The 26,178-nt window shown below is 68.5% G+C and carries 21 protein-coding genes and 1 pseudogene; 12 read left to right on the forward strand and 10 right to left on the reverse strand.

The annotated features are described in order from the left end of the window. Together A5681_RS27930 and A5681_RS25290 are read left to right on the forward strand one after the other, a co-directional pair. Positions 1-219 (forward strand): annotated as a pseudogene (locus A5681_RS27930) (hypothetical protein); the annotation flags it as partial. Positions 220-333: 114 nt separating this feature from the next. Further along, the gene (locus A5681_RS25290; RefSeq protein WP_067282448.1) at positions 334-1,365 is read left to right on the forward strand and encodes an Rv2578c family radical SAM protein; all 1,032 of its coding nucleotides are present in this window, start codon (positions 334-336) and stop codon (positions 1,363-1,365) included. A gap of 1 nt (position 1,366) precedes the next feature. Here the strand turns inward: A5681_RS25290 and A5681_RS25295 are convergent, their stop codons facing one another. After that, positions 1,367-2,965, reverse strand: coding sequence for a purple acid phosphatase family protein (locus A5681_RS25295; protein ID WP_067282450.1), 1,599 nt, complete (start codon positions 2,963-2,965; stop codon positions 1,367-1,369). 150 nt (positions 2,966-3,115) lie between these two features. On the opposite strand from A5681_RS25295, the gene A5681_RS25300 reads away from it, so the two are divergent. After that, positions 3,116-3,559, forward strand: coding sequence for a hypothetical protein (locus A5681_RS25300; RefSeq protein WP_067282452.1), 444 nt, complete (start codon positions 3,116-3,118; stop codon positions 3,557-3,559). A 14-nt stretch (positions 3,560-3,573) separates the two neighbouring features. On the opposite strand, the gene A5681_RS25305 is transcribed toward A5681_RS25300, so the two are convergent. From A5681_RS25305 to A5681_RS25320, 4 genes are all read right to left on the reverse strand, one after another. Then, the gene (locus A5681_RS25305; RefSeq protein ID WP_067282455.1) at positions 3,574-5,187 is read right to left on the reverse strand and encodes an MFS transporter; all 1,614 of its coding nucleotides are present in this window, start codon (positions 5,185-5,187) and stop codon (positions 3,574-3,576) included. Between the two features lie 104 nt (positions 5,188-5,291). Then, positions 5,292-6,170 carry a neutral zinc metallopeptidase gene (locus tag A5681_RS25310; protein WP_067282460.1) on the reverse strand — a complete coding sequence of 293 codons (879 nt, stop codon included), beginning with the start codon at positions 6,168-6,170 and terminating at the stop codon, positions 5,292-5,294. Between the two features lie 9 nt (positions 6,171-6,179). Continuing rightward, the gene (locus A5681_RS25315; RefSeq protein ID WP_067282464.1) at positions 6,180-6,683 is read right to left on the reverse strand and encodes an SRPBCC family protein; all 504 of its coding nucleotides are present in this window, start codon (positions 6,681-6,683) and stop codon (positions 6,180-6,182) included. Positions 6,684-6,692: 9 nt separating this feature from the next. Beyond that, positions 6,693-7,580: an oxidoreductase gene (locus tag A5681_RS25320; RefSeq protein WP_197498725.1), complete on the reverse strand. Its 888-nt coding sequence runs from the start codon at positions 7,578-7,580 to the stop codon at positions 6,693-6,695. Between the two features lie 56 nt (positions 7,581-7,636). Here A5681_RS25320 and aspS point away from each other — a divergent pair, with 56 nt between their 5' ends. The 3 genes from aspS to A5681_RS25335 are packed head-to-tail and all read left to right on the forward strand — an operon-like array spanning position 7,637 to position 10,907. Next, the gene (aspS, locus tag A5681_RS25325) at positions 7,637-9,418 is read left to right on the forward strand and encodes an aspartate--tRNA ligase (protein ID WP_156738159.1); all 1,782 of its coding nucleotides are present in this window, start codon (positions 7,637-7,639) and stop codon (positions 9,416-9,418) included. Further along, positions 9,415-9,846, forward strand: a complete 432-nt coding sequence (locus A5681_RS25330) for a nitroreductase family deazaflavin-dependent oxidoreductase (RefSeq protein ID WP_067282467.1) — start codon at positions 9,415-9,417, stop codon at positions 9,844-9,846. The genes aspS and A5681_RS25330 overlap by 4 nt, the downstream gene beginning before the upstream one ends. Before the next feature lie 5 nt (positions 9,847-9,851). After that, a complete protein-coding gene (locus A5681_RS25335) occupies positions 9,852-10,907 on the forward strand; it encodes an FUSC family protein (protein WP_067282470.1) in 1,056 nt (351 codons plus the stop codon). Positions 10,908-10,913: 6 nt separating this feature from the next. Here the strand turns inward: A5681_RS25335 and A5681_RS25340 are convergent, their stop codons facing one another. Further along, positions 10,914-11,303 (reverse strand): MmcQ/YjbR family DNA-binding protein, encoded by a 390-nt coding sequence (locus A5681_RS25340; RefSeq protein WP_067282482.1) that lies wholly within the window; start codon positions 11,301-11,303, stop codon positions 10,914-10,916. A gap of 91 nt (positions 11,304-11,394) precedes the next feature. Here A5681_RS25340 and A5681_RS25345 point away from each other — a divergent pair, with 91 nt between their 5' ends. From A5681_RS25345 to A5681_RS25360, 4 genes are all read left to right on the forward strand, one after another. Further along, positions 11,395-12,336 carry a transglutaminase family protein gene (locus A5681_RS25345; protein WP_231996414.1) on the forward strand — a complete coding sequence of 314 codons (942 nt, stop codon included), beginning with the start codon at positions 11,395-11,397 and terminating at the stop codon, positions 12,334-12,336. Beyond that, positions 12,329-13,384, forward strand: a complete 1,056-nt coding sequence (locus A5681_RS25350; RefSeq protein ID WP_067282701.1) for a zinc-binding metallopeptidase family protein — start codon at positions 12,329-12,331, stop codon at positions 13,382-13,384. Before A5681_RS25345 ends, A5681_RS25350 begins: the two co-directional genes overlap by 8 nt. A 14-nt stretch (positions 13,385-13,398) precedes the next feature. After that, complete coding sequence (locus A5681_RS25355; RefSeq protein ID WP_231996415.1) at positions 13,399-14,067, forward strand: DUF6629 family protein; 669 nt, start codon at positions 13,399-13,401, stop codon at positions 14,065-14,067. An 84-nt stretch (positions 14,068-14,151) separates the two neighbouring features. Further along, positions 14,152-15,513, forward strand: a complete 1,362-nt coding sequence (locus tag A5681_RS25360; protein ID WP_067282487.1) for an HNH endonuclease signature motif containing protein — start codon at positions 14,152-14,154, stop codon at positions 15,511-15,513. Between the two features lie 120 nt (positions 15,514-15,633). On the opposite strand, the gene A5681_RS25365 is transcribed toward A5681_RS25360, so the two are convergent. After that, positions 15,634-16,995: an alpha/beta hydrolase family protein gene (locus tag A5681_RS25365; protein ID WP_067282489.1), complete on the reverse strand. Its 1,362-nt coding sequence runs from the start codon at positions 16,993-16,995 to the stop codon at positions 15,634-15,636. 225 nt (positions 16,996-17,220) lie between these two features. Here A5681_RS25365 and A5681_RS25370 point away from each other — a divergent pair, with 225 nt between their 5' ends. Then, on the forward strand, positions 17,221-18,132 hold the full coding sequence (locus tag A5681_RS25370; RefSeq protein WP_067282491.1) for a fumarylacetoacetate hydrolase family protein: 912 nt from the start codon (positions 17,221-17,223) through the stop codon (positions 18,130-18,132). After that, positions 18,129-18,803, forward strand: a complete 675-nt coding sequence (locus A5681_RS25375; protein WP_067282494.1) for a TetR/AcrR family transcriptional regulator — start codon at positions 18,129-18,131, stop codon at positions 18,801-18,803. Before A5681_RS25370 ends, A5681_RS25375 begins: the two co-directional genes overlap by 4 nt. Before the next feature lie 230 nt (positions 18,804-19,033). On the opposite strand, the gene A5681_RS25380 is transcribed toward A5681_RS25375, so the two are convergent. From A5681_RS25380 to A5681_RS25390, 3 genes are all read right to left on the reverse strand, one after another. Continuing rightward, positions 19,034-21,700, reverse strand: a complete 2,667-nt coding sequence (locus tag A5681_RS25380) for a circularly permuted type 2 ATP-grasp protein (protein WP_156738162.1) — start codon at positions 21,698-21,700, stop codon at positions 19,034-19,036. Positions 21,701-21,714: 14 nt separating this feature from the next. Then, positions 21,715-25,035 (reverse strand): DUF2126 domain-containing protein, encoded by a 3,321-nt coding sequence (locus tag A5681_RS25385; RefSeq protein ID WP_067282499.1) that lies wholly within the window; start codon positions 25,033-25,035, stop codon positions 21,715-21,717. Between the two features lie 89 nt (positions 25,036-25,124). After that, complete coding sequence (locus tag A5681_RS25390; protein ID WP_067282501.1) at positions 25,125-26,141, reverse strand: hypothetical protein; 1,017 nt, start codon at positions 26,139-26,141, stop codon at positions 25,125-25,127. Between the last annotated feature and the right edge of the window lie 37 nt (positions 26,142-26,178).

Consider the following 26,178-nt stretch of genomic DNA (forward strand, 5'->3'; position numbering starts at 1 on the left):
GGGGCCGCCCAGACGTCGTGGTCATTCAACTTCTTCAGTCACGGCCCGCAAGCGTGCCCGGGCGCCGACCTTGCGCTGCGAATCGGCGTCGTCGTATTGACGGCCCTACTCGGCGAGCGCAACCCGGCGGCGACCGGTGCCAGACTGGACCCACACCGACCGCTGCCACTCGCGCTCGACCACTCGCGCGTCGGCATTCGATTCAGACGCCGCCACTGAAACACCGGACTCGTCGATCACGCTCGACGTCTGCAGAGTGCGGCATGCCCGGTCGCAGCTGACTCGACGGCAATGCGCTTGACTCGATGTCGAACTGATGTTCGAATAGAGGTCATGCGCTGGGCGGATCAGGCGGTCGCCGTCAACGGGGCGCCCGTCGAGGACGGGGCCCTGCCGGGCTTGCAGCGGATCGGCCTCGTCCGCAGCGTGCGGGCTCCTCAGTTCGAGGGCATCACCTTTCACGAGGTGCTGTGCAAGTCCGCGCTCAACAAGGTGCCTGACGCCTCCGCCTTGCCGTTCCGGTACACCGTCAACGGCTACCGCGGCTGCTCGCACGCGTGCCGTTACTGCTTCGCGCGGCCCACGCACGAATACCTGGACTTCGATTGCGGCAACGACTTCGACAGCCAGGTCATCGTCAAGACCAACGTCGTCGAGGTGCTGCGCCGCGAGCTGCGCCGGCCGTCGTGGCGGCGCGAGACCGTCGCGCTCGGGACCAACACCGACCCCTACCAGCGGGCCGAGGGGCGCTACGCGCTGATGCCCGGCATCATCGGTGCCCTCGCCGAATCCGGCACACCGCTGTCGATCCTCACGAAGGGCACGTTGCTGCGGCGCGATCTTCCGTTGATCGCCGATGCGGCGCAACAGGTTCCGCTGTCGGTCGCGGTGTCGCTGGCGGTCGGCGATCCGGACCTGCATCGCGACGTCGAGCCGGGCACGCCGACTCCGCAGGCGCGCCTTGGCCTGATCGCCGCGATCCGCGAGGCCGGCCTGGATTGCCATGTGATGGTGGCGCCGGTGCTGCCGCACCTGACCGACTCGACAGAGCACCTCGATCGGCTGCTCGGCCAGATCGCGGCGGCCGGCGCCACCGGTGTCACGGTCTTCGGCCTACACCTGCGCGGCTCGACCCGTGGGTGGTTCATGGCCTGGCTTGCGCGCTCGCATCCCGACCTGGTGGGCCGCTACCGTGAGCTGTATCGGCGGGGTGCGTACCTGCCCCCGGCTTACCGCGAGATGCTGCGGGGCCGCGCCGCGCCGCTGATCGCGAAATACCGGCTGGGCGGCGAGTTGCGATCGTTCCGGCAGCCCGTCGCGGCAGAACCGGCTGCCCCGGAACCCCTTCAGGCGACGCTGTTTTGAGCTAGGCCGGCTTGTCGCGGCGGGGCTTGGTCAGTGTGAACCGGTCCACCTCGGTGACCGCGCCGAATGGCCCGCTCAGCGCGTAGTGGGTGGCCTTGATCGAGGTGTTGCCGCCCGGCTGGCCCGGGTCCACGTCGAACGCCGCGAAGCCGTAGGGATTGTCGCGATCGCGAAAGGCGGACCACGGCGCGTCCTCCACGACGTAGATCGGCGCCTTGCGCCCGAGCCCCGGATCGAATGCGCCGACGCCGGTCAGCACGCGGCAGCGCGGCTCGGGGAAGAAGAACGCGTTGGTGGGCGCGGACGTGCCGCCGCCGCCGATGACGAGGTGCACGGTTCCCTTGGTGGCGTCGATGACGTCGCCGCGGGTGTCGACGGGTATTGGTGTGCGCGTGTCGGTTTGCAGCGTTCCGCGCAAGGGGTGCGAGCGCTCGTAGTGGTGTTCGTGGCCGCACACCACCAGGTCGACCTGGTACTCGTCGAACAACGGGAGCCATTCCTCGCGGATCCCCAGGTCGGCGCCGTTGGCGGGCTTGTCTGCGCTCGAGATCGCCGTCTGGTGCATGCACACGACGATCCAGTCGATGTCGGGGTCGCGCCGAGCGGCGGCGAGTTCGGTTGCCAGCCAACGCTTTTGTTCACCGCCCGAGTATCCGTGCACGTAGAAATTGCCGCCGTCCTGGAACGCGACGTCGTCGTTGTTGAGGCTGATCACGCGCACCGGGCCGGCGGTGAACGAATACCAGAGCCCGCGCGTCTCGGGGCTGGAGCCCGAGTCGGGCACCGCGAAGTACGCCTGGTAGGCGCCGTAACCGATTGGGCCGTTGCCCAATTCGTTTTCGTGGTTGCCCGCCGCCGGCATCCACGGCCGGTAGCGCGCCGATCGGCTGTTGTTCTCGAACCACGCCGACCAGGTGCGGATGCGGTCCTGCGCCAGGTTGGCGTAGCACAGGTCACCGTTGATCAGGTTGAACAGCGGTGCCATCCGCTCGACGGCCAGCGTGGTGTCGGCGGATGCGGGCGAGCCGATGTTGTCCGTGCCGTAGCTGCCGTCGGGCATCTTCACCAGGGTCGGCGTGGACTGATCTCCGAAACTGGTGAATCGGAACGGCTTTCGGCCGGACGGCGCGGTCCGGACGGTACCCATCTCCGGTTCGGCGCCGTCGTGCACGGCGGCGTACACGTAGTCGGTATCCGGGACCAGGTCGGTCAGGCGGGCGTGATACACGCGGACCTCGGTGTTGGACTTGGCGTCGCGGTAGGTGCGGGTTTCGGCCGCGACGGTGCGGCCCAGGCCCGACGCCGGCGTGCCGTACATGACGCGGGGATTGCGGATCGCGTCGACGGTGTGCCAGGACACCACCACCTCGGAGCCGGCGTGCCGGCCGAATTGCAGGTGCAGCCCGGTCACCGGCGGCACGCCGGTGCGGCTCGGTTGGGACCACAAGGCGGGCGCGCTGGGGTGGGACCACACCAGGGCGGCGCCGCCCCCGACGCCCGCCCCGAGGGCGGCCGAGGCCGCGCCCGTGGTCAACAACCTGCGACGGCTGATGCCGGGGACGGGAGCACTGCCGTGGGGCGGTGCAGGATCGTCGGCCACCAATGCTTCATACCCGAGCGGGGTGAACGCCCGCGGAACGGGCGCGTTAGTGGCTGCGCGGCTCGGGCAATCCCGTCTCCCGGGCGCAAATGCGTCCTAGGGACCTTCGGGTAGGCGTAGCGCCGTAACGAATTGGGTAGCGTTTTCGATATGACGAACGTGCGAATAGTGACCACGGGGGTCGCGCTGGCGACGTTTGCGGCCGCCGCAGCGGTGGCCGTCACGCCCGCGACCTCATCTGCGGACCCGGCCGGCCACCAGGTGACCTACACCATCACCGCCACCGGCAACCTCACCGGCAACGTCCGGTACATGAACACCGATCCGCCCAGCCAGGCCGCCTTCAACGCGAACTCGTCGCAGTTCCTCAACAGCGTGCAGACGGCGTTCACCGCGGGGCAGCCGCTGGTGTACAACACGACGCTGAACGACCCGAATCAGTGGGCGTTCGTGAACGCGAGCGGCGGCTGTCACTGGCCGGACTGCGATTCGTCGAACACGCCGCAGATCCAGTGCCAGATCGCCGTCGACGGTCAGGTCGTGGTGACGCAGAGCGCCACCACCGGCGTGACCTGCTCGACACGACCCTGGTGAACCGGTAGAGCCGCTTAGCGGTGCACCCGCAGCGCGAGGTAATACTCGTGCCGCCGGGTGTGGTCGAGCGTGTAGCCGACCGCCCTCGTCACCCCGTCGTGGTCGGACTCCAGCCAGCGTTCGGTGTGCTGGCGTTCGAATTCGGTCCACGACGGCACGGTGAACCGCTCGAGGACCGTGTCGGGATGTTCCAGGCTGTGATACAGCCCCCAACTGTGGCCTCCCGTTCGCAGCCGCGAGCGCCGCACCGCGCTCATCGCCTCGACGAAGTCCTGCAGCGTGTCCGTCGCGACGCGATAGCGCACGGTCACCAGCACCGGACCGTCGTTGGGGCATGGCTCGAACACGACCATGGGCATCGGCCATGCGCGCGAGATGTCGCGGCTGAGCTTGCCGGTCTCCGGCCGTAGCCCGAGGGGGAGGACGGTCAGCGCGGTGACGCCCAGCAACGCCGCCGCCACGGTCAACGCCACGCCGAGCCCTTCGCGGGTGGCGACCACACCCCAGAGATACGAGCCGACCGCCTGTGATCCCGTGAAGACCAGCAGGTACATCGCCAACCCGCGGGCGCGAACCCAGCGCGGCAGATGCAGCTGCGCCGCGGCGTTCAACGTCGTCAACGTGATCAGCCAGGTCATCCCCGACAACACCAGGAAGGGCGCCGCCGCGGCGAACGGCAGAAAAACCACGGAGAGCGTGGCGGCGCCGTACACGGCCGCGCACCCGGCCAGCAGCGTGTTGGGCGGCACCTTCTGGCGCAGCGGCGCCGGAACCGCGACGGCGAGGACAGCGCCGACGCCGATTGCGCCCAACGCCACCCCGTAGCCGCCGGCCCCCAGGTGCCAGGTGTCGGCGGCCGTCACGGGCAGCAGGGCCAGCAGGGCCGACGCGGGGAAGACGAACAGCGCCGCGCGCAACAGGATCCTGCGGAAGATCGGACCGTTGACCACGTAACCCAATCCGGTCAGGATCGCCTGGCCGAGGTGTTCCCGTTCGATGGGCGCGATCTGCTTGGGTCGACGCCACCCCGCCAGGGCGACGATGATGCCTACGAACGAGATCGCGTTGATCGCGAAGACCGCCGCCGGACCCGCCACGGCCAGGACGATGCCGCCGATCGCGGGCCCGACCACCCGCGCGATGTTGACCGAGACGCTGGCCAACGTCGCGGCGGACGTGATCTGTTCGCGGGAGACGACCTCGGGTTGGATCGCCTGCCAGGCCGGCGCCGTGATGGCCGAGGCGACGCCGATCGCCAGGGTGAACAACAGCAGTGCGGTCGGGGTGAGGCGCCCGAAGTAGGTCAGCCCGGCCAGCGCGAGCGCCACCAGCACCGCATACGACTGCAGGACGATCAGCAACCGTCGCTGGTCGAACACGTCGGCGAGCGCGCCGGCGAACAGCGCCAGCACGAGCGTCGGCCCCAGGCTCGCGGTCTGGACCAACGCGACGACGGTGGCGCTGCTGTGGCCTTCGACCAAGACCCATTGCGCCGCCACGCTTTGCATCCAGGTGCCGACGTTGGAGACGAACTGCGCCACGAACAGTGCCCGGAAGACCGGGTTGCGCAACGGCGCCCAGACCGACACGTCCGCGGTGTCGGTGCGCTCCTGCGTCAGATCCGACATACACGCCTTTCGCGTCGTGCGGCGGGGTAGAAGTCTAGGCCAGGTACCCCGCGCGCGCATGACGGAGCGCCGCCGGGCGCCGAACTGACGGAAAGGCTCTGTGGCTAGCCCAAACTGGCGGCCGAGAAGGTGTCGCACTTCTTCGGGTCACCGGTCTGGTAACCCACGGTGAACCAGTGCTGCCGCTGCTCCGACGAGCCGTGCGTCCACGACTCGGGGTTGACCCGTCCGGTCGATTCCTTCTGGATGCGGTCGTCACCCACCGAGGCCGCGGCCGACAGGGCATCGGAGATGTCCTGATCGCTCAACGGCTGCAGGTAGGGCACGCCCGTGCTCTCCTGCTTGACCGTCGACGCGTAGTGCGCCCATATCCCGGCGTAGCAGTCCGCCTGCAACTCCGTGCGCACGCCGTTGCCGCCGGCGCCCTTCGCCCCCTGCTGCGAGCGGCCCAGGATGCCCTGCAATTGCTGGACGTGGTGGCCGTATTCGTGGGCCACCACATACTCCTGCGCGAACGGCCCACCGCTGGAACCGAATTTGTCGACCAGTTCCTGGAAGAAGTCGGTGTCGAAGTACGCCGTCTGGTCGACGGGGCAGTAGAACGGCCCCACCGCGGTGGTGGCCGGCCCGCAGCCGGTGTCCACCGAACCCGTGAACAACCGCACGTGCGGCCGCGTGTAGCCCTGCATCAGCTGTTTCCACACCGCGTCCACGGAGTTGCCTGTGGCGACCACGCGGCACTGCACGTATTTGTTGGCGTCGGCCCCGGTCTTGCACTGGCTCAGATCGAAACCGGGCGCCGAGTAGCCGCCCGTGTTCGACTGCTGCTGGTTCAGCACGCGGCCCGGGTCGACACCCAGCAGCAACGCGCCGATCAGGATGAGCAGCCCGACGCCGCCGCCCCCCACGGCCATCCCCATGCCACCGCCGCCCGACGACGACGCGGTGCTGGTGTCGATCTGCATGCCCTCGTTGAAGCTCATCGCCCGCTCCTAACGTTGCCCGGTTTCGGCGAACCGCGTATCGGTGTAATTGCGCAGGTTGCGCAGGAATCGGCGGAGCCCCAGATTCAGCAGCGGTCCCACCACGTACATCGCTAGCCGCGCCGGGCCCGCGGGCTTCTGCGCCATGGTCCACGTCAGCCGGCAACCACCCGGAACGGCCTCGACCCGGTAGTCCTCGGCGAACGCTGCGACGGCTTGCGTGGAGCATTCGTTGAACCGAAAAGCCATGTGGCTGAACGGCTCCCACGCCAAAAACTCTTCGTTGCCGACGAGGCCGCCGCGCATCTCGACGACGCGGGTGGTGCCCACGCCGCGCGGTTCGGGGCTGGTCCAGGTGACCTTGGTGATCACGCTCGCCCAGCGCGGCCACGACTCCGCGTCGGCGAGCACCTCGAAGAGTTGCTCGGGGGTGATGGCGAGGTCCACGCTGTTGCGGTACACGAACGGCGCGCTGTCGATGAAGCTCAGGTCGACGCGGTCGCAGGGGAACATGGAAATAATCTAGCCGGGGCCGTCGCTCGCCGCGGCCAGCAGCGGCACAACGACGTCGCTGATCGGCGTCGCCAGGTTATGTTCGCGGCCCTTGCGGATCATCACCCCGTTGCGGATGTCCCATTCCATCCGCCGGTGATGCTCCCGGTCGGCCAGGATCGAGGTGCCCATGTCCTCCGGCGCGTGCCGGAACATGTCGGCCAGCTCGTCGACGATGGCGTCGGGCAGCTTGGCGCCCTCGGCCCGCGCGACCGCGAGGCATTCGGCGACGTAGCGCCGCGACAGTTCGGCGATGTCGTCGCGGCGGAACATGCCGGATCGCCGTCCGGTCAGCGCCATGAACCCGGCCAGCGCATTGGTGAGCAGCTTGCGCCAGGCGGCGGTGATGAAGTCGGGGTCGCAATCCACCCGGCACCCGGCCCCGCGCAGCAGCTCGGCGATCGTCTGCGCCGCGGGCCCGCTGGGCAGCACCAGCGTCGGCTCGGTGCGCAGCCGCACCCAGCCTTCGGGCTGGGTCTCCGCGGAATACCACACGATACCGGGCACCACGGGCGACGACGGGCAGTGCGGCTGTACCTGCTGCACCTGCTCCACGCCGTTCTGCAGCACGACGACGATCGTGTGCGGTTCGCACAGCCGGGCCAGCCAGCCCGACGCCGCGTCGTTCTGGGTCGCCTTGACCGCCAGCAGCACGACATCGACCGGGCCCGTGACGTCCCCCGGATCGGTGCGCACCGGGCCGGGGACCACGATCGGATCCGCGCCGTCCGGCCGCAATTCGATGCTTTCGCGCGGGGTGCGGCCGCAGACCAGAACCGGATGCCCGGCCCGGTGTAGCAGCGCGGCGATCGTCGTGCCGACGGCGCCGGGACCTACGAGTGCGATGTTGGTGACGATAGGACCGAAATTACCTCCCTCTAGACTGGGCACTCGTTCCAACCGCGGGAAAGGGAGTGTTTGTGCTGCGCAGCCACGCCGCCGGGTCGCTGAGAAGCAGCGACGCCGGACAGCAGGTGACGCTAGCGGGCTGGGTGGCTCGCCGCCGCGACCACGGCGGCGTCATCTTCATCGATCTGCGCGACGCCTCGGGGGTCGCACAGGTGGTGTTCCGCAACGCCGACGTGCTGGCGCAGGCGCACCGGTTGCGCGCGGAATTCTGCGTCGCGGTCACCGGTGTCGTCGAGATCCGCCCGGAGGGCAACGCCAACCCCGAGATCGCCACCGGCGAGATCGAGGTCAACGTCGCCGCCCTGACCGTGCTCGGCGAGAGCGCGCCGCTGCCGTTCCAGCTCGACGAACCCGCCGGGGAGGAGCTGCGGCTAAAGTACCGCTACCTCGACCTGCGCCGCGACGGCCCGGCGGCCGCGCTTCGCCTGCGCTCCAAGGTGAATGCCGCCGCGCGCGCGGTGCTGGCGGACCACGGCTTTGTCGAGATCGAGACGCCGACGATCACCCGGTCGACGCCGGAAGGGGCGCGCGACTTCCTGGTGCCGGCCCGGCTGCACCCGGGTTCGTTCTACGCCCTGCCCCAGAGCCCGCAGCTGTTCAAGCAGCTGCTGATGGTGGCCGGAATGGAGCGCTACTACCAGATCGCGCGCTGCTACCGGGACGAGGATTTCCGCGCCGACCGTCAGCCCGAGTTCACCCAGCTCGACATGGAGCTGAGCTTCGTCGACGCCGAGGACATCATCGCGATCTCCGAGGAGATCCTGACCGCGCTGTGGGGATTGATCGGGTACCAGGTGCCGACGCCCATCCCGCGGATCACCTACGCCGACGCGATGCGCCGGTTCGGCTCCGACAAGCCGGACATGCGGTTCGGGCTCGAGCTCGTCGAGTGCACAGAGTTCTTCAAAGACACCACATTTCGTGTCTTCCAGGCCCCGTACGTGGGTGCGGTGGTGATGCCGGGCGGCGCGTCGCAGCCGCGGCGGACGCTGGATGGCTGGCAGGACTGGGCCAAGCAGCGCGGCCACCGCGGGCTGGCCTACGTGCTCGTCGGGGATGACGGCACGCTGGGCGGCCCGGTGGCCAAGAACCTGACCGACGCCGAGCGCGAAGGCCTGGCCGCGCACGTCGGTGCCAAGCCGGGGGACTGCATCTTCTTCTCCGCCGGCCTGCCCAAGCCGTCACGCGCCCTGCTGGGCGCCGCTCGCGGGGAGATCGCCAGCCGCCTCGGCATGATCGACCCCGATGCGTGGGCGTTCGTCTGGGTTGTTGACCCGCCGCTGTTCGAGCCCGCCGACGAGGCGACCGCCGCCGGGGACGTGGCCGTGGGCTCGGGCGCGTGGACGGCGGTGCACCACGCGTTCACCTCGCCCAAGCCCGAGTACGCCGACGTGGTCGACACCGATCCCGGCGCCGTGCTGGCCGACGCCTACGACATCGTCTGCAACGGCAACGAGATCGGTGGGGGCTCGATTCGTATCCACCGCCGCGACATCCAGGAGCGCGTGTTCGCCGTGATGGGCCTGGACCAGGCCGAGGCCGAAGAGAAGTTCGGATTCCTGTTGGAGGCGTTCACCTTTGGCGCACCGCCGCACGGCGGGATCGCTTTCGGCTGGGACCGGATCAACGCGCTGCTGTCCCGCGTGGACTCGATCCGCGAGGTGATCGCGTTCCCCAAGACCGGCGGCGGCGTCGACCCGCTCACCAATGCGCCGGCACCGATCACCGAGCAGCAGCGCAAGGAGTCCGGAATAGACGCCAAACCGGAGAAGGTTGACCGGGCATGACCGAAATGCCTGACACCCAGACCATCAACGCGTTCAACCAGAGCATCATCGACGAGTTCCGATCCAACGGCGGCAAGGTCGGCGGCCAATTCGAGGGCGCCAACCTGCTCCTGCTGCACACAACCGGCGCCAAGTCGGGTGAGCCGCGGGTGTCGCCGCTGGCCTACTTCGACATCGACGGCAAGCTGATCATCATCGGCTCGTTCGCCGGCGCGCCCGTCAGCCCGGCGTGGGTGCACAATCTCCGGGCCAACCCCGCGGCCCATGTCGAGGTCGGCACCGAGGAATTCGACGTGGCCGCCCACGAGCTGCCGCGCGCCGAACGCGACGCGCTGTTCGACAAGGTCACCGCGGCCGCGCCCGGCTTCGCCGAGTACCAATCCAAGACCAGCCGGGTCATCCCGCTGTTCGAGTTGCGGCGCACCTAGGTGTCGTGAACACCTCGCGGCCGTCGGTTGTTCTCGCCGCTCGTGCGGGCATCAAACGGCTGCGACTGGTGTGGTTCAACCTGATTCAGACCGCCGTGGCCGCGGGGCTGTCGTGGTATCTCGCGCACGATGTCCTCGAGCATCCGCAGCCGTTCTTCGCGCCGATCGCGGCCGCGGTGTCGTTGTCGACGAGCAACGTGCTGCGCGCGCAGCGCGCCATCCAGATGATGGTCGGGGTAACTCTCGGCATCGGGTTGGGTTCGGTGGTGCAGGGCCTGCTCGGCCCCGGCGCGGTCCCGATCGCGATCGCTGCCTTGGTCGCGCTGGCCGCCGCGGTGTTCATCGGGGGCGGCTTCATCGGGCACGGGATGATGTTCGCCAACCAGACCGTGGTGTCGGCGATCCTGGTGTTGGCGCTGTTTCACAGCGGCCTGGGCTGGGAGCGCATCTTCGACGCGCTGATCGGCGGCGGGGTCGCCATCGTGTTCGCCGTCCTACTGTTTCCCGCCGACCCGCTGAGGGTGCTGCGCAACGCACGCGTCGGCGTGCTGGGCGTGCTGCACGACGTCTTGTCGCGGGCGGCGGACGTCGCCGCCGGGCGCAAAGTGCCGCCATCCGACTGGCCATTGACGGCGGTCGACCGAGTGCACGAACAGCTCAGCGGACTGCTCGAGGCGCGCACCACGGCCCGCCAGGTGGTGCGAGTCGCGCCACGCCGCTGGGGCATGCGCGACACGGTCCACGCCGCCGATCGCCAGGCCGTGCACGTGGCGTTGCTGGCCGGTTCGGTGCTTCAACTGGCCCGCGCCGTCGCCCCTACGGCCGACGGCAGTCGCGACGGGCTTCCGCAGGCCGTGCCCACCGTCCTGGTGGTGCTCGCGGCCGCGACCGCCCTCGCCGACCCCGATCCGGCCGGCGCGTGCGCGTACATCGCGTCCGCGCGTCATCACGCTGCGGAATTGCAGTCGATCGCCCGCGAGAAGACGCAGCTGATCCTCGCCGACGTCGTCAGCGCCTGCGTCGACGACCTGCAGCGCGTGATCGACCTGCGGCACGTGTGAGGAGGCTCAGCGGGAGTCGGCCAGGAACTCCTGGACCAACTTCCTCGGGGCCTGCGTCAGCCACGCCTCGGTGATCAGCTCCTCGAGGTCGCGGACCGAGATCGCGTCCAGTTTGACCAGCACCGCCGGGTAGCCGTCGAAATGCGGTGTCGTGAAATAGACGTCCGGCTCGTCGGCGATCAACCCGAACTTGACGCCCTCGTCGGACACCCGCACGCCGAGGATGTCGCCGCCGGGCGGTTCCGCGCCGCCCTCCGCCAGCGCCTCGCGCTCGGAGGGACGCAACGGCCGCTCCCACGCCAGCAACTTCTTGCCGACCCGCCAATCATGCGGCGACGGCTCCGAGGTGAGTGCCAGCTCACGGACGATGCGGGCGACGTCGTACCACGTGGCCACATCTCGATTGTGCTCCCGGTTTGGCATGCGTGCCGCCGGATTGGCAAACGGTTTCGCGTCGCGGACGGCGCGCAACCGGCCGGCGTGTGATGTGATCAGCCTTGTGTCTGAAGCTGACGCCGGGACCGCCCGCCGCCACCGAGTCACCCATCGCACCGAGTACCGGTACTCCGACGTCGTGACCAGCTCTTACGGCCGCGGCTTCCTCACCCCGCGCGATTCGGCGCGGCAGCGTTGCGTCGCGCACCGGCTGACCATCGACCCGGCCCCCGCCGACGTCTCCACCAGCGTCGACGTCTACGGCAACATCAGCTCCTACTTCCACGTCACCGAGCCGCACCACGCCCTGACGGTCACCAGTGACTCCATCGTCGACGTCTATCCGCCGGCCCCGGGCCGCTACACCAGCGGGCCGGCGGTGCGACCGTGGGAGGACTCGCGCCCGGCGGGCGGCAGGGGGGCGCTCGCCGCCGAATTCACGCTCGATCTGAATCCACCCGAGATCACGGACGAAGTTCGCGACTACGCGGCGCCCAGTTTCGCCCCGGGTCGCCCGCTGGTCGACGTGCTGCGCGACCTCGCGTCGCGGATTTACGCCGACTTCACCTACCGCTCGGGGTCGACGACGATTTCCACTGGTGTCAACGCGGTTCTGGCGGCCCGGGAAGGGGTATGTCAAGACTTTGCCAGGCTGGCGATCGCCTGCCTGCGCGCCAATGGTCTTGCGGCCAGTTACGTGTCCGGGTATCTGGCCACCGACCCGCCACCGGGAAAGGATCGAATGATCGGGATAGACGCCACCCACGCCTGGGCGGGGGTGTGGACACCCCAGGAGCCCGGCCAGTTCGAATGGCTGGGCTTGGATCCCACCAACGACCAGCTGGTTGACGAGCGCTACATCATCGTGGGACGCGGCCGCGACTACGCGGACGTGCCACCGCTGCGCGGCATCATCTACACCAATTCCGAACACAGCGTGATCGATGTCGCCGTCGACGTGGTGCCGTTCGAGGGGGATGCGCTGCATGCGTGACTTCAATTGCCCCAACTGCGGCCAACGCCTGACGTTCGAGAACTCCACCTGCCTGAATTGCGGCAGCGCGCTGGGGTTTTCGCTCGAGCAGATGGCCCTGATGGTGATCGCCGAGGAGAACGCCGGCGAGCACGCCGGGTTCGTCGACGCCGCCGAGTATCAATTGTGCGCCAACCTTCAACTGGCCGAGTGCAATTGGCTGGTTCCCGTCAACAATCCGCGGCTGCTGTGCACGTCTTGCGCGCTGACCACCGTGCGGCCCAACGACGCCGACACCGCCGGGCTGGCCGAGTTCGCCCGGGCGGAGGCGGCCAAGCGGCGGCTCATCGCGGAGCTGCACGAGCTCAAGCTGCCGATCATCGGGCGCGGCGAAGATCCCCAGCACGGCTTGGCCTTCCACCTGTTGTCCAGCGCGCACGAAAAGGTGATGACCGGGCACGACAACGGCGTCATCACGCTGGATCTGGCCGAGGGCGACGACGTGCACCGGGAGCAGCTCCGGGTGGAGATGGAGGAGCCGTACCGCACCCTGTTGGGACACTTCCGGCACGAGATCGGGCACTACTACTTCTACCGGCTGATCGCGCCGTCGAGTGAGTACCTGGCCCGATTCAACGAGCTGTTCGGCGACCCCGACGCCGATTACCAGGAAGCGCTGGACCGCCACTACAGCCAGGGGCCACCCGAGGACTGGCAGGAAGACTTCGTCTCGTCGTATGCCACCATGCATCCCGCCGAGGACTGGGCCGAAACGTTCGCCCACTACCTGCACATCCGTGACACCCTGGACACCTCGGCGTGGTGCGGCTTCGCCTCGGCATCGGCGACCTTCGACCGCCCGGCGTTGGGCCCCAGCGCTTTTCAGACGATCATCGACATGTGGCTGCCGCTGTCCTGGTCGCTGAACATGGTGAACCGGTCGATGGGCCACGACGACCTGTACCCGTTCGTGCTCCCCGTCGCGGTGCTGGAGAAGATGAAGTTCATCTACACCGTGATCGACGAGGTGACGTCGGAGTCGCGGGGACCGGCCGCCATCGCGGGTTAGCCATGTGCTTTTCGATGACGGCGGATCTGGTGGTGGGTACCGCCCTGTTGCCGGTCGCGGTTGCGACCCTGCGGGAGGTGAAGCACTGGCGTGAGGTGCCTTTCGCTTCGCTGCCCGCGGTGTTCTCGGTGCACCAGTTCCTCGAGGCGGCGGTGTGGCCCAATCGCTTTGTCTCCGCCGGCATGGCCAACTTTGCGATGCACGCCTATGTGTTCATCGCGCTGCCGGTGCTGCCTTTACTGGTTCCGTTGGCGATCCTGATGCTCGAACCGCGCGGCGCTCGGCTGCGGGTGGCGCCCTTCGCGGTGCTCGGTGCGGTGGTGTCGGCCTACCTCGCGGTCGTCGTCCTCACCAAGCCGGTCGGGGTGACGAGGTGCCCGCACGTGCTGGAATACCAAACCGGCTCGCGCGACAGCTATTTCTGGGCGGTGCTCTACATCGTCGCCGTCATCGGGCCGGCCCTGATGTCGGGATATCGCTCCATCGTGGTGTTCGGTGTGGCGAACCTGGTGGGGCTGGTCCTGGTCGCGGTGCTTTACCTGGAGGCCTTCGCGTCGCTCTGGTGCATCTACGCCGCCGTGCTGTCGGTCCTGGCGCTGGTGCATATGCGGCGGCGGCGTCGGCTGCCCGATCCCCACCGCTATCACGGGGCCGACGTGGACCCCGCGGCGTCGAACGTGTGATTCCCTTAAATCCCTTGTGGCACTTTAGCTTCAACCGTCACAAGGTGCGCTTTTTTGTCGGTGGGTGTCCCTATGGTTTGGGGCATGGGAGCGAATAGTCGTGAGGAGCTCGTCGAGGTTATCGACGCTCTCGATGACGACGTGGACCGCCTGTGCGCGTTGTCCTTTGACGCCCTCACCACGCCCGAGCGTCTGCGCGCCCTGGAGCGCCTGGAACGCGCGCACCGTCGGCTGCGCACCCCAGAGCACGCTTTGATCAATCAGCTGTCCGCGCAGGCCAGTCCCGAGGAGTTGGGCGGCTCGTTGCGGGTGGGGTTGGCCGACCGGTTGCGCATCACCAAGGCCGAGGCCGCCCGGCGCATCGAGGAAGCCGCCGACCTGGGCGAGCGGCGGGCGTTGACCGGTGAGCGGTTGGCGCCGCGGTTGAGCGCGACCGCGACCGGCCAACGCCACGGGCTCATCGGTGACGGGCACGTCACGGTGATCCGCGGGTTTCTTGCCCACTTGCCGGATGCCATCGACGCGTTGACCAGGCAGGCCGCCGAGGCCGACCTGGCCGCTAAGGCCGCCGGGTATCGGCCCGACGAATTGGCCCGATACGCCCGGAGGGTGATGGATTGGCTGCACCCCGACGGGGAGTTCAGCGATGCCGAGCGGGCCCGCAAGCGCGGGATCGCCCTGGGCGCCCAGGAATTCGACGGCATGTCGCGCATCAGCGGCCTGGTCACCCCGGAGTTACGGGCCGCCATCGAGGCCATGCTGGCCAAGCTGGCCGCGCCCGGGGTGTGCAACCCCGACGACGAAATCCCGGTGGTCGACGCGACGCCCGATGAGGACGCGGTGCGCCGCGACACCCGCAGCACCGCTCAGCGCACCCACGACGCCTTTGTGGCCGGGCTGCGCGCCCTGCTGGCCTCCGGAAAACTGGGCCAGCACAACGGATTGCCGGTGTCGATCGTGGTGAGCACCACGCTGGCCGATCTGGAGGCCGCCGCCGGTAAGGCCCTAACCGCCGGCGGCACGTTGGTGCCGATGTCGGATGTGATCCGCTGGGCCGGCCACGCCCATCACTACCTGGCAATCTTCGACAAGAGCCGCTCCCTGGCGCTGTGTCACACCAAACGGATCGCATCGCCGGCGCAGCGCATCATGTTGTACGCCAAAGACCGGGGCTGTAGCCGGCCGGGATGCGACGCACCGGCGTATCACAGCCAGGTCCACCACGTCCGCGGCTGGACCACCACGCGCCGCACCGACATCGACGACCTCACCTTGGCCTGCGGCCCCGACAACCGCCTGGCCGAAACCGGTTGGACCACCCGCACCAACGCCCGCGGCGAAACCGAATGGATCCCGCCACCACACCTCGACCGCGGCCAACCCCGCACCAACACCTACCACCACCCCGAACGGTTCCTCCGCAACGACGACGACGAACCCGTTTGACGTCAAGGGCTAGAAACGATGGCGGCGGCCCGTATCGTGCCGACTCCGCGGAATCGCCGAACGCGGATGAGATTCGCAAATTAGCTTGGTGTGACGCGATTCGAGGTCGGGGTCGGGCTCCTAAGTGGTGCTGACGGCATCCACGAGGTGCCGCCTGAGCCATTCCTGCGAGCAGTCGAGCCACTGCCGGTAGTGGCGCATGGCGCAGTGGTCGTCGTCGGCGTAGAGCAACAAGGTGGCGTGGGGGGCTTCGTTGGCGAGGTCGATGGTGTCTTGGGTGCTGAGGAGCGTGTCGTGGTCTCCATTGATGGCGAGCAGCGGAATCATGATGTGCGACAATCGATCACGAATCGAGAGCGATTTGAGGGCGCGGACGAGTTTGATTGGGTTGGTTACACCAAGAGTTTTTGATAGCGCGGCAATGATGATCTCGGGCATACCCAAGGCGCCACCGTCAAAGGAGTTGTGGGTGGGCGCGCCGCAAGCCACTGCGCATGCCAGTCGGGCGTCATTGGCGGCCATGCGTGCGGCCCAGTAGCCTCCGAAGCTGACTCCGACCATCGCAATGCGGCCGGGGTCGATGCGCGTGTCGGCGGCGAGGTGGTCAATGACGCGGCGGTAGATCGCCTCAGACTGCGGCCCCATAGGCTCGGTGTAGGCATAGCTTCCGGGCATTTCCATCATGAACGTCGCCAACCCGGCACCGCGATAGCGCAGCAGCCCGACCGCCAGTTCCTGCAGGGTTCCTTCTAAACCGTTGGTGGTCAATACCGCCGGATGCGGATCGTTCCCTGGCGGTAGAACCAGCCACCCGCTTACCTTGTCGCTGTCGGACGCGGGAATTTCGAGGTGCTCAACACGAATATCGATCGCTGGGGCGATCGCCCTGATCAGGGCTTCGAATAATTGCCGAGAGCGCCAGTAGGCCTGCATGCGGTGGGTGCTGTGGCCGGGAAATGCGCTGACTTGACAGTAGGTCATCGCCTTGACCCATGCGTCTATTGCCCCGAAAGCCAATGCTGTATGCCGGCGGTCACCATTCGGTGCGTGTGTATTCACTAGGTCGGTGATCGCCTTGTCGTCCGCCTGTGGCCCGTGGTCGGCGAACAGCACCGCACCGGGCGCAATCAACTCGCTCAGCACCGCGACGTGCTCCTCGGTGATCGCCGCGGGTTCGCATAGATCGGGGACGGGCGAGTGGTTGGCGGCGGCCAGCTCTCGCAGCATCGAGGTGGCCCGTCGGGCGTGTTGATCGGCGATCCTATTCCAGTGATCGCACCAGCGGTCGTCGTGAAATGAGCGCGCTGCGTTGATCTGCTGGGCAAAGCCGACCGGATCCAGTCCGCCCATGTTGGCGTAGCGCAGTACGAAGAGCTTCGGCAGGAAGGGTGTTGCCCCGCACCAGCGGGCGGCCAGATCGGTGGTGTGGGTGATCGCACAAGCGGTCACGAAAATCTTCTGTCCGAGACTGACTTCGGCCATGGTCGTGGTCCTTTCAACGTTCAATGTTGGTGCTGGCGCGCGGTTTGCCGGGTCGGCATGAGTTCGACTCGGAGGAGGTCCGTGCGCTAGGCCGAGTCGAAGTTGGCGCCGTGATGACCTGTTGCGGGCGGCCCCGTCAGGCCGGAACGTCTGTTCCGAGACTAACATCGTCTGCAGGGGGGGCGGAACAGTCGTTCCGGTGATGAGAGCGAGGGAGCGCCTGGGATGAAATTGAGAAGAATTCGGACCGCCGTCGGATTAGAGCTGCAATCACTGAGAAGCGACGGAGCCTGGCAGGCCGCGGATGATGAGGCGGCGGTGGGCGGGCGGGTATTCGACAACGACTGGCAGATCGCCCGCGCCGACGAGCACCTGCTCCGCAGCCCCGCGCTGCTGCCGTTCCAGCCGGTGTCGTTTCGTGATTTCATGCTCTACGAGCGCCACGTTCTCGACGCCAGCAGAGGACTGGTGCGCCGCTTTCATCCCGGTCAGTACCGGTTCATCCAGGCCGCAGAAGCGCTCACCCGGCGCACGTTTCCGTTGCTGAAGCCACGGAGCCTGTTTTATGCACAGCCCATCTACTACATGTCCAACGCGATGACGTTCGTGCCGTCCGGCACGACGATCGCCGCGCCCTCTTACACCAAAGCGCTCGACTATGAACTCGAGATCGGCTTTGTTCTGGCCCGCGGGTTGTGCAATGCCACGCCCACCGAGGCCCTCGCCGCCATCGGTGCTTTCGTCGTGCTCAACGACTTCAGCGCCCGCGATGTGCAACGCGCCGAGATGGGCAGCGGGTTCGGACCGCAGAAGTCCAAGCACTTCGCCAGCTCACTGTCAGAGGTGGCGGTCACCGCCGATGAGATCCTGCCCAAGATCGATGCGCTGAGAGGAACAGTTTCGATCAATGGTTCGACGGTGGCGACGGTGTCCAGCGCCGGCATGCAGCACAGTCTGGGCGATGTCTTGGCCCATGCGTCGAAAAGCGAGCAGCTGCGGCCAGGGGAGTTGTTCGGTACGGGAACCCTGCCTGGCGGCAGCGGCATGGAAACCGGCCACTGGCTACACCCTGGGGACAACCTCGAGTTGCGCATTGACGGCATCGGCGGCATCCATCACGAGATCGTCGAGCCGTGAGCAAGGCCGCCCCGGTCAGCCCCGTCGCGGGCACCACGCGCGAAATCGCCCGCGCGGACATTCAGCACCGGTTGCTCAACAGTGCCGAAGAACTCTTCTCCGCCCGCGGCTATTTCGGTGTCAGCGTCCGAGAGATCACCGACCACGCCGGCACCCGACTGGCGGCGGTGAGTGAGCAGTTCGGAGGCAAAGAAGGACTATTCCGCGCCGTCGTGCTGCGCCGCATCCGGCCGCTTAACCGTGAGCGCCGAGACCACCTCGCAGCGCTGCCGGCTCGCGGTAGCCGACGCCGGCGTCTGCACGCTCTCATCGAAGCCTTCAGCGAACCAATGCGCCAACGGGCCGGTGATCCCGGCTGGGACAACTACTTTCGCCTCATTGCCCAACTCGCGAACTCGGGACATCCCATCCGGACGCTTATCGCCGACGAATACAACGCAATCGCCGCTGACTTCATCCACGCACTGCACGAGCTCTTCCCAGCCGCCGGGGACCCCGCCATCCACGACGCATACCTGCATATGGTCGCCGCCACGCTGCACACCTACTCCAACAACTTGCGCCTCGACAGTCTCAGCCATGGGCGCATGCACGCCCACGACATCGACGAGCGCCATCACGCGCTGCTGCGCTTTGTCGCCGGCGGCATCACCAGCCTCGCCACCAGCTAGATGGGCTGACCTCGCTGCACCGCGTCGTCAGCCCGGGCCGTCCCGGCCTGAAAGTCTTACGTCGCGATCCCGTAGAAACGATGGCGTTCGCCCGGCTTCGCCGCGCTCGCGATCACCGCTGCGTTCAATGGCGGCGACCCGCTTCGCCCGGCTTCGCCGCGCTCGCGATCACCGCTAGCGATGATGGCGGCGACCCGCTTCGCCCGGCTTTGCCGCGCTCGCGATCACCGCTAGGCGGGCATCACCCGGCGCACGTCGGGGCCCCACAGCGGCTGCACGGCCGGCAGCGCCAGCTGCGTGGTGGTGATGACCTCGGCCAGCTCGCGCAACTGCGTGTGCACCGAATCGAGCAGCTCTGCCAGCTCCGTGCGCAGCCCGTCCTCGCCGACCTCTTCCAGCTCGGCGGGGTGCGAGCGGCGCAGCAGGGTGCCGATCTCTTCCACCAACCGCTCCGGGCGCGACGACCCCGACGCCCCCGGCAGGTCCTTGAGGTTGGCCCGCAGCCGCTCGACCTGATACAGCAACGACCGCGGGTTCTGCGCGTCGAACAGCATCAACTCGGCCACGGCGGCGACGCTCACCTTGCCCACGGTGCGGCGCCGGTAGATCACCGAGGACTCGCACGCCACCAGCGTCGCCTCGATGATCGTCTGCTCGGCGATGGTGCCGCGGACCGCAACCAGCGTCGCCCGCAGCAGCGCGGTCAGCCACAGGCCGCGTTCGATGCGCTTGCCGATGTCCATCATCGTCCAGCCCACGTCACGCACCATCGACTCGCCGGCCACACCCGCCAGGGTCAGCATCCCGGCCAGCGTCTGCGTCTGAGCCGACGCGAGGAGCGCGTCGGCCTCGGCGAGCGAATCCGGCGGCTCACGCCGCTGCGCCAGCGCGCGTTCCACCCCGGCCAACACCATCCAGGTGTCGTTGGACATCTGGTCGCGCACCGCCCTGGCGGCCAGCGCCAAACCCTCCACCGACTGCACCAACGACCCGGGGCGATCGGGGTCCACGGTCAACGACCACAACGTCGAGGGCGCGACGGCGATCATCTCGGCCGCGTCTCCGGCACTCTCGCCGGCCATATCGTCGGCCCCCGTGTCGGTTCCGGTGATCCCGCCGAGCGCCGCCATCAGCGCCGGTACGCACGCGCTCTCCTCGGTGTGCTGCTGATGGCGGTAGACGTGGAACCTGTCGCGGGCGACCAACAGCAGCCGCGCCATGTTCTCCGCGCGTTCGCCGTAACGGCCGATCCAGAACAGGTCGGACAGCACGCGGGGGGAGCTGACGCCCCAGGTGCCCGCCGCGGTCTTCGCCGGCGGCGCGGGCGACGGCAGGCTCACCGCCTCGGCTCGCGCGCGTTCCGTCGGGCGTACCCAAACATCCTTCGCCGCAACGGTTTCCAGCGTATAGGCGGCCGGCCCGGGCGCCAGCACATAGCCCACGCCGCCGACCATGGGGGCGTACCCGCTGCGCTGGGCGACGTTGAACAACCGGATGCCGACACCGGCCGACGACAACACCCCGGCATGGTCGGTGGGCGCCGACGAGAACTGCGGCAGTTCCTGGCCGATCCACTGCCACGGCATCTTCTCGATCCGGCCGGCCAATTGCGTCAGCTGATACGAGGAAAGCGTGGGCCCGACAAGGGTTTTCCCACCGACCGTGGACTTCACCAGGAGCGACGACAGGTTTGCCAGCAGATGTGACCGTTCCCCGGCGATGCCACCCCAGTAGACCGGCGCGGTGTGCAGCAGCGGGGCCTCGGACAGCAGGTGCTCGGACAGCTGAGGCAAAAACCGCAGCAGCCCAGGGTTTTCCAGGATGCCGCTGCCCAGCGTGTTGACCACGGTCACCGTCCCGCGGTGGCACGCCTCGACCAGACCGGCCACGCCGAGGCGTGAGTCGGCGCGCAGATCCAGCGGGTCGGCGTAGGCGGCGTCGACCCGGCGCAACACGACGTCCACCCGCTTCAAGGTGCCCAGCGAGCGCATCCACAATTTGCCGTCACGCACCACCAAGTCCGCGCTCTCCACCAACGGAAAACCCAGCAGCGTGGCCAGATACGCCTGATCGAAGGCGGTTTCGGAGAAGATACCCGGGCTGAGCACCACCACCACGGGATCCTGCGCCACGTCCGGCGCGGCGTCGATCAGTGCCAGTCGCAAGGCCTGGGCGAACGGCGTCGTCGGTCGCGGCGCGATCCGCTCGTAGAGGTCGGGAATCGAGTGCGCGACGACGCGCCGGTCGGCCAGCGCGTAGCCGGCGCCCGACGGTGCCTGCGTCCAGTCGGCGTTGACCTGGAAGGCCCCGTCCGGTAGCCGGCTGACGTCACAGCCGTGCAGGAAAAGCTGGTGATGCCCAGGTATTTCGATGCCGTTCGCGGCCCGCACGTAACCGGGATGGGCGAACAGCAGTTCCGGCGGCAGCACGCCCTCGGTGAGCAGGCTGCGCGACCCGTACAGGTCGGCGAGCACGGCGTCGAGCAGCCGGGACCGCTGCACCAGCCCTGCCTCGAGCAGCTCCCATTCCGCGGCGGACAGCACGATCGGCAGCGTGTCGAGGATCCACGGTCGAGGCTCCAGGCCGTGGCCGCCGGGTTCGACGTCGGTGTACGTGATGCCGTCGCTGTCGATCAGGCTGCGCACCACCGAGCGCAGCCGGTCGAGCCCAACCCGGCCGCGCTCGGCGATCGTGTCGGCCAGCTCCGCCCAGGCCGCTCGGACGTTCCCGTCCTGATCGACGAATTCGTCGTAACCGGCGGCGGGGCCGTGTCGCAGATCGAAGAGCGCTTCCTGGGCGCGTGCGGCGCGATACCCGGCCAGCAGGCGGTCGGCGTCGTAGCGGTCCTCGTGGCGCCCGCCAGCGACCGCCGGGGGAGCGCCGGTCCCGAATGTCATGTCCGCAGACGCCATTACTGCTGAACGGTACGCACGCGGCGCAGGTCGAGGATGCCCGGCGCGCCGATGTCGGTGAAGATGCGTGCCTGCTTCTCCCGGATGTCGGACAAGTCGAGCTTGCCGGGGGTGAAGCCGGTGGCCTCGAAGCGGCGGGCGCGGCGCGCCTCGGCCTCGACGGCGTTGACGGGCGGTTCGTCGTAGGCGCGCCCACCGGGATGCGCGACGTGGTAGGTGCATCCGCCGCGCGACGTGCCCGTCGTCAGGTCGATCAGCTCGAACTGCAGCGGAACGTCGGTGCTGATCGTCGGGTGCAGCGCGCTCGGCGGCTGCCACGCCTTGAACCGCACCCCGCCCACGTGGATGTCGGGGTTGTCGGTGGCCAGCAGCGGGACCGGATACCCGTTGACCGTCACAACGTAGCGGTGCCGGTCGGCGCCGATGATCCGGATCTGGATGCGCTCGACCGACGAGTCGACGTAGCGGGCGGTGCCGGTGGCGGTGGACTCCTCGCCGAGGGTGTTCCACGGTTCGATCGCCCCGCGCAACTCGATCTCCACTCCGTCGAACACCGCCGTGCCGATGCGGGGGAAGCGGAATTCGGTGAACGGGTCCAGCCAGCTGGTCTCGAAAGCGATGCCGTGCGCGCGAAGGTCCGCGGCGACGTCGGCGATGTCGTGAATCAGGAAGTGCGGCAACAGGTACCGCCCGTGCAGGTTGGCTCCGTGCCGGATCAATGGGGCGCGCAGCGGCTCGTCCCAGAACCACGCCACCAGCGAACGCACCAAGAGTGATTGCACCATCGCCATGCGCAGATGCGGGGGCATCTCGAACCCGCGCAACTCGAGTAGGCCGAGCCGGCCGCGGGGGCTGTCGGGGCTGTAGAGCTTGTCGATGCAGAACTCGGCGCGGTGGGTGTTGCCGGTGATGTCGGTGAGAAGATGGCGCAGCGCGCGGTCGATCACCCAGGGCCGGGGGGCGTTGCCCCCGAAAGGACCTGAGAGCCGGGCGATTTCGGCGAACGCGATCTCGAGCTCGTAGAGCGCCTCGGCGCGGCCCTCGTCCACGCGGGGTGCCTGGGAGGTCGTGCCCACGAACCGGCCGGCGAACAGATACGACAGCGACGGGTGTCGCTGCCAGTACGTCAGCAGCGAGACCAACAGGTCCGGGCGCCGCAGCAGGGGCGAGTCCGCGGGGGTGACGCCGCCGAGCGTGATGTGGTTGCCGCCGCCGGTGCCGCCGTGGGTGCCGTCGACGTCGAAGGACTCGGTGGACAGCCGGGCCAATCGCGCTTGCTCGTAGAGGGTTTCGAGCTGCTGGCACTGTTCGGCGAAGCTGGCGGTCGGCGCGACGTTCACCTCGATGACGCCGGGGTCGGGGGTGATCGTCGTCGACCTCAGCCGCGGGTCCGGCGGGGGATCGTAGCCCTCGATCACGACCGGGCAGTCGGCCTTGGCCGCGGCGGCCTCGACGCGGGCGATCAGGTCCACGAAGTGTTCCAGTGCTTCGGTGGGCGGCATGAAAAGGTAGAGGATCCCGTCGCGAACCTCGGCGACCATCGCGGTTGGCGGCGCGGTGTCGGAGTCGTCCACCACCGCCTGGTCCGAATCCGCCGTCAGCGCGTCGCCGGCGGCGTGCGGGTCGGCGTCGAAGGTCGCGCGCGGCGGCCGCCAGCTGATCGAATCCAGCGGTAGCCGCAGACCCGCAGGTGAATCGCCGGGCAGCAACACAATTCGGCCGCGACGCAGCCGCCAGTCGGCGCTCGCCCAACCCGTGCCGTCGTCGCGGCGGTGCAGCGGCAGCACGAAAGCCGCTGGGGCCGTGACGGATTCGTCGAGCTTGGCCAGCAGCGACGCGCGACCGGCGGGAGTGTCCTGGTCGAGGTCGTCGGCCGGGTCCACCGGGTCGCCCTCGGGTTGCCGCACCTTGGCCGCCAGCCGGTGCAGCGGGTCCTCGTATGCGGGCCGCACCTGCGAGAGGGGCAGACCCAGGCCGTCGGCCAGGCCGGCGAGCACCTGGTGAGCGGCCTCGCCATCGACAGGGTCCGGCCGGTCTCCCCACGGATCGGCCAGCAGCGCGCCGTCGTTCCACAGCGGTCGCCCGTCGGTGCGCCAATACAGCGCAATCTGCCAGCGCGGCAACGGTTCGCCCGGATACCACCGGCCCTGCCCACGCTGAATCAACCCGTTCGGCGCCCACACCTCCTTGAGCCGGGCGGCCAGATCGGAGGCGCGCTGCCGCTTGTGCGGCCCGTCGGCGGCGGTGGTCCATTCCTTGGCGACCTGGTTGTCCACCGAGACGAACGTCGGCTCGCCGCCGATGGTCAGCCGCACGTCGGCGGCGGCCAGCCTCTCGTCCACGCGCTGGCCGACCTCGCAGATCGTCTGCCACGCCTCGTCGGTGTAGGGGAGCGTGACGCGGGGGTCCTCGTGGATGCGGGTGACGGTGTTGGAGAACTCCAACACCGATTCGCAGGGCTCGGTGCCGCCGCTGATGGGTGCCGCCGACGCCGGATGCGGCGTGGCGGCCAGCGGGATGTGGCCCTCGCCGGCGAACAGCCCCGACGTCGGGTCCAGCCCTATCCACCCCGCGCCCGGGATGTAGACCTCGGTCCAGGCGTGCAGGTCGGTGAAGTCGGCGGCGGGGCCCGACGGCCCGTCGAGCGCCTCCACATCGGAGGCGAGCTGCACCAGGTATCCCGACACGAAGCGGGCGGGCAGCCCGAGCTGACGCAGGATCGACACCAGCAGCCACGCGGAGTCGCGGCACGAGCCCACACCGGTACGCAGCGTGTAATCCGGTGTCTGGACGCCGGGTTCCATCCGCAGGCTGTACGCGACGTCGGCGTTGACCGCGCGGTTGAGCGCGACCAGCAGGTCGATGGTGCGCGTGCCCTCGCCCACCGAGAAGTTCTGCACCCACGCCCGCGTGAGCTCGCCCGGTCCCGACCCCTCGCCTTCTTCGTCGACGGGCCGCAGGTAGGGCTCGAGGTCGTCGGCCAGCTCCTTGGGATAGGTCAGCCCCTCGGCGGGCCAGGTTTCGGCCCAGTCCTCGATGAAGAAGTCGAACGGGTTGATCACCTTGAGGTCGGCGATGAGCCCCACCGTGATGGTCAGCCGGCGCATCGGATTCGGAAAGACAAGGCGCGCAAGGAAATTGCCTACCGCGTCCTGCTGCCAGTTGATGAAGTGATCTTCCGGCTCGATGCGTAACGAGTAGGCCTCGAGCGGTGTGCGGCAGTGGGGCGCCGGGCGCAGCCGGACGACGTGCGGAAACACCCGGACCGACCGGTCAAAGGTGTAGCTGGTGCGGTGCTCCAGCGCGACTTTGATGCTCATAACAAGGTGATTGCATCACAAGCGCCACAAGGGCGCAGCGCACCGCAGCCGCGGCTAACAGGGCCGTAACTTCGGGCGCTCGCTCGCGGTCAGACCTGCTGCGGCCCGGGCGGCGGGCCGCCTTGGTAGCCCGCCTGCTGCGCGGGGACGACCTGGCCGCCGGTCAGCTTGCGGTAGGCGTAGGTCAGGATCAGCGCGTCGAGCGGCGCCGTCACCAGCAGGCCGACACCACACGCCAGCGCCCCGGCGAAGATCAGGGCCATCACCACCAGCCACACCAGCAGCGCGTTGGCGAAATTCGACCCCACCAGCGAGAAGCTGGAGGTGAAGCCCTTGATGGCCGACTCCGAGCGATCGACGACGAACAGGATGGTGAACTGCACGAAGAGGCTCAGCACCAGGCCCGGGACGAAGCAGAAGGAGTAGCCGATCGAGGTGAGGACGCCGATGATCAGCGCGGCCAGGAACGCCATCCCCAGGTTGCGTGGCCGAAAGAACGAGCCAATGGTCACCGGGCGCCCGTCGGCGATGTCCAGGCAGCCCGACAGGAAGCCGGCCTGGGCGAACGCCGTGACCAGATACGTCAGCAGGGTGCCGACGATGAAGAGGACCAACCCGGCGCCGGTGAGGTTCGTCGTGAAGTAGAAGCCGTAGTCGTCGGTGCTCGCCGTGTTGGGCGACATGTTCTGGCCCGCGATGTTCACCCCGGTGGCCACGCCGAACAGCAGGCCGTACACCAGCGCGGGGACGATCAACACCAGCGCGTTCTTGGTGAAGGTGTTCCACGCCCAGCTGAAGGCGTCACCGACGCTGAACCCGGGGGCGGCCGGCGCCCCGTAGCCGGGCTGGGGGTATCCGCCGTAACCGGGCGGGGGCGGCGGCGCGCCGTAGCTGGGCGGAGCGCCATAACTCGGCGGTGCGCCGTAACCAGGGCCGCCGTAGCCAGGGGGTGGGCCGTAGCCCGGCTGCTGCGGGGGAGGTGCGCCGTAACCGGGGGACGGCGGCGGTGGCGTGCCGTAACCGGGTGGGGGCGGATAGCCCGGAGGGTTGTGCTCGCTGCCGTGCGGGTCGGCCGGGGTGCCTGGATACTCGGGAGGCTGGCTCATGTCCGTCCTAGCTGTTGACTCAACCTGTGGGCACGCG

It is taken from the genome of Mycobacterium scrofulaceum, from assembly GCF_001667885.1.
Lineage (GTDB): Bacteria > Actinomycetota > Actinomycetes > Mycobacteriales > Mycobacteriaceae > Mycobacterium > Mycobacterium scrofulaceum_C.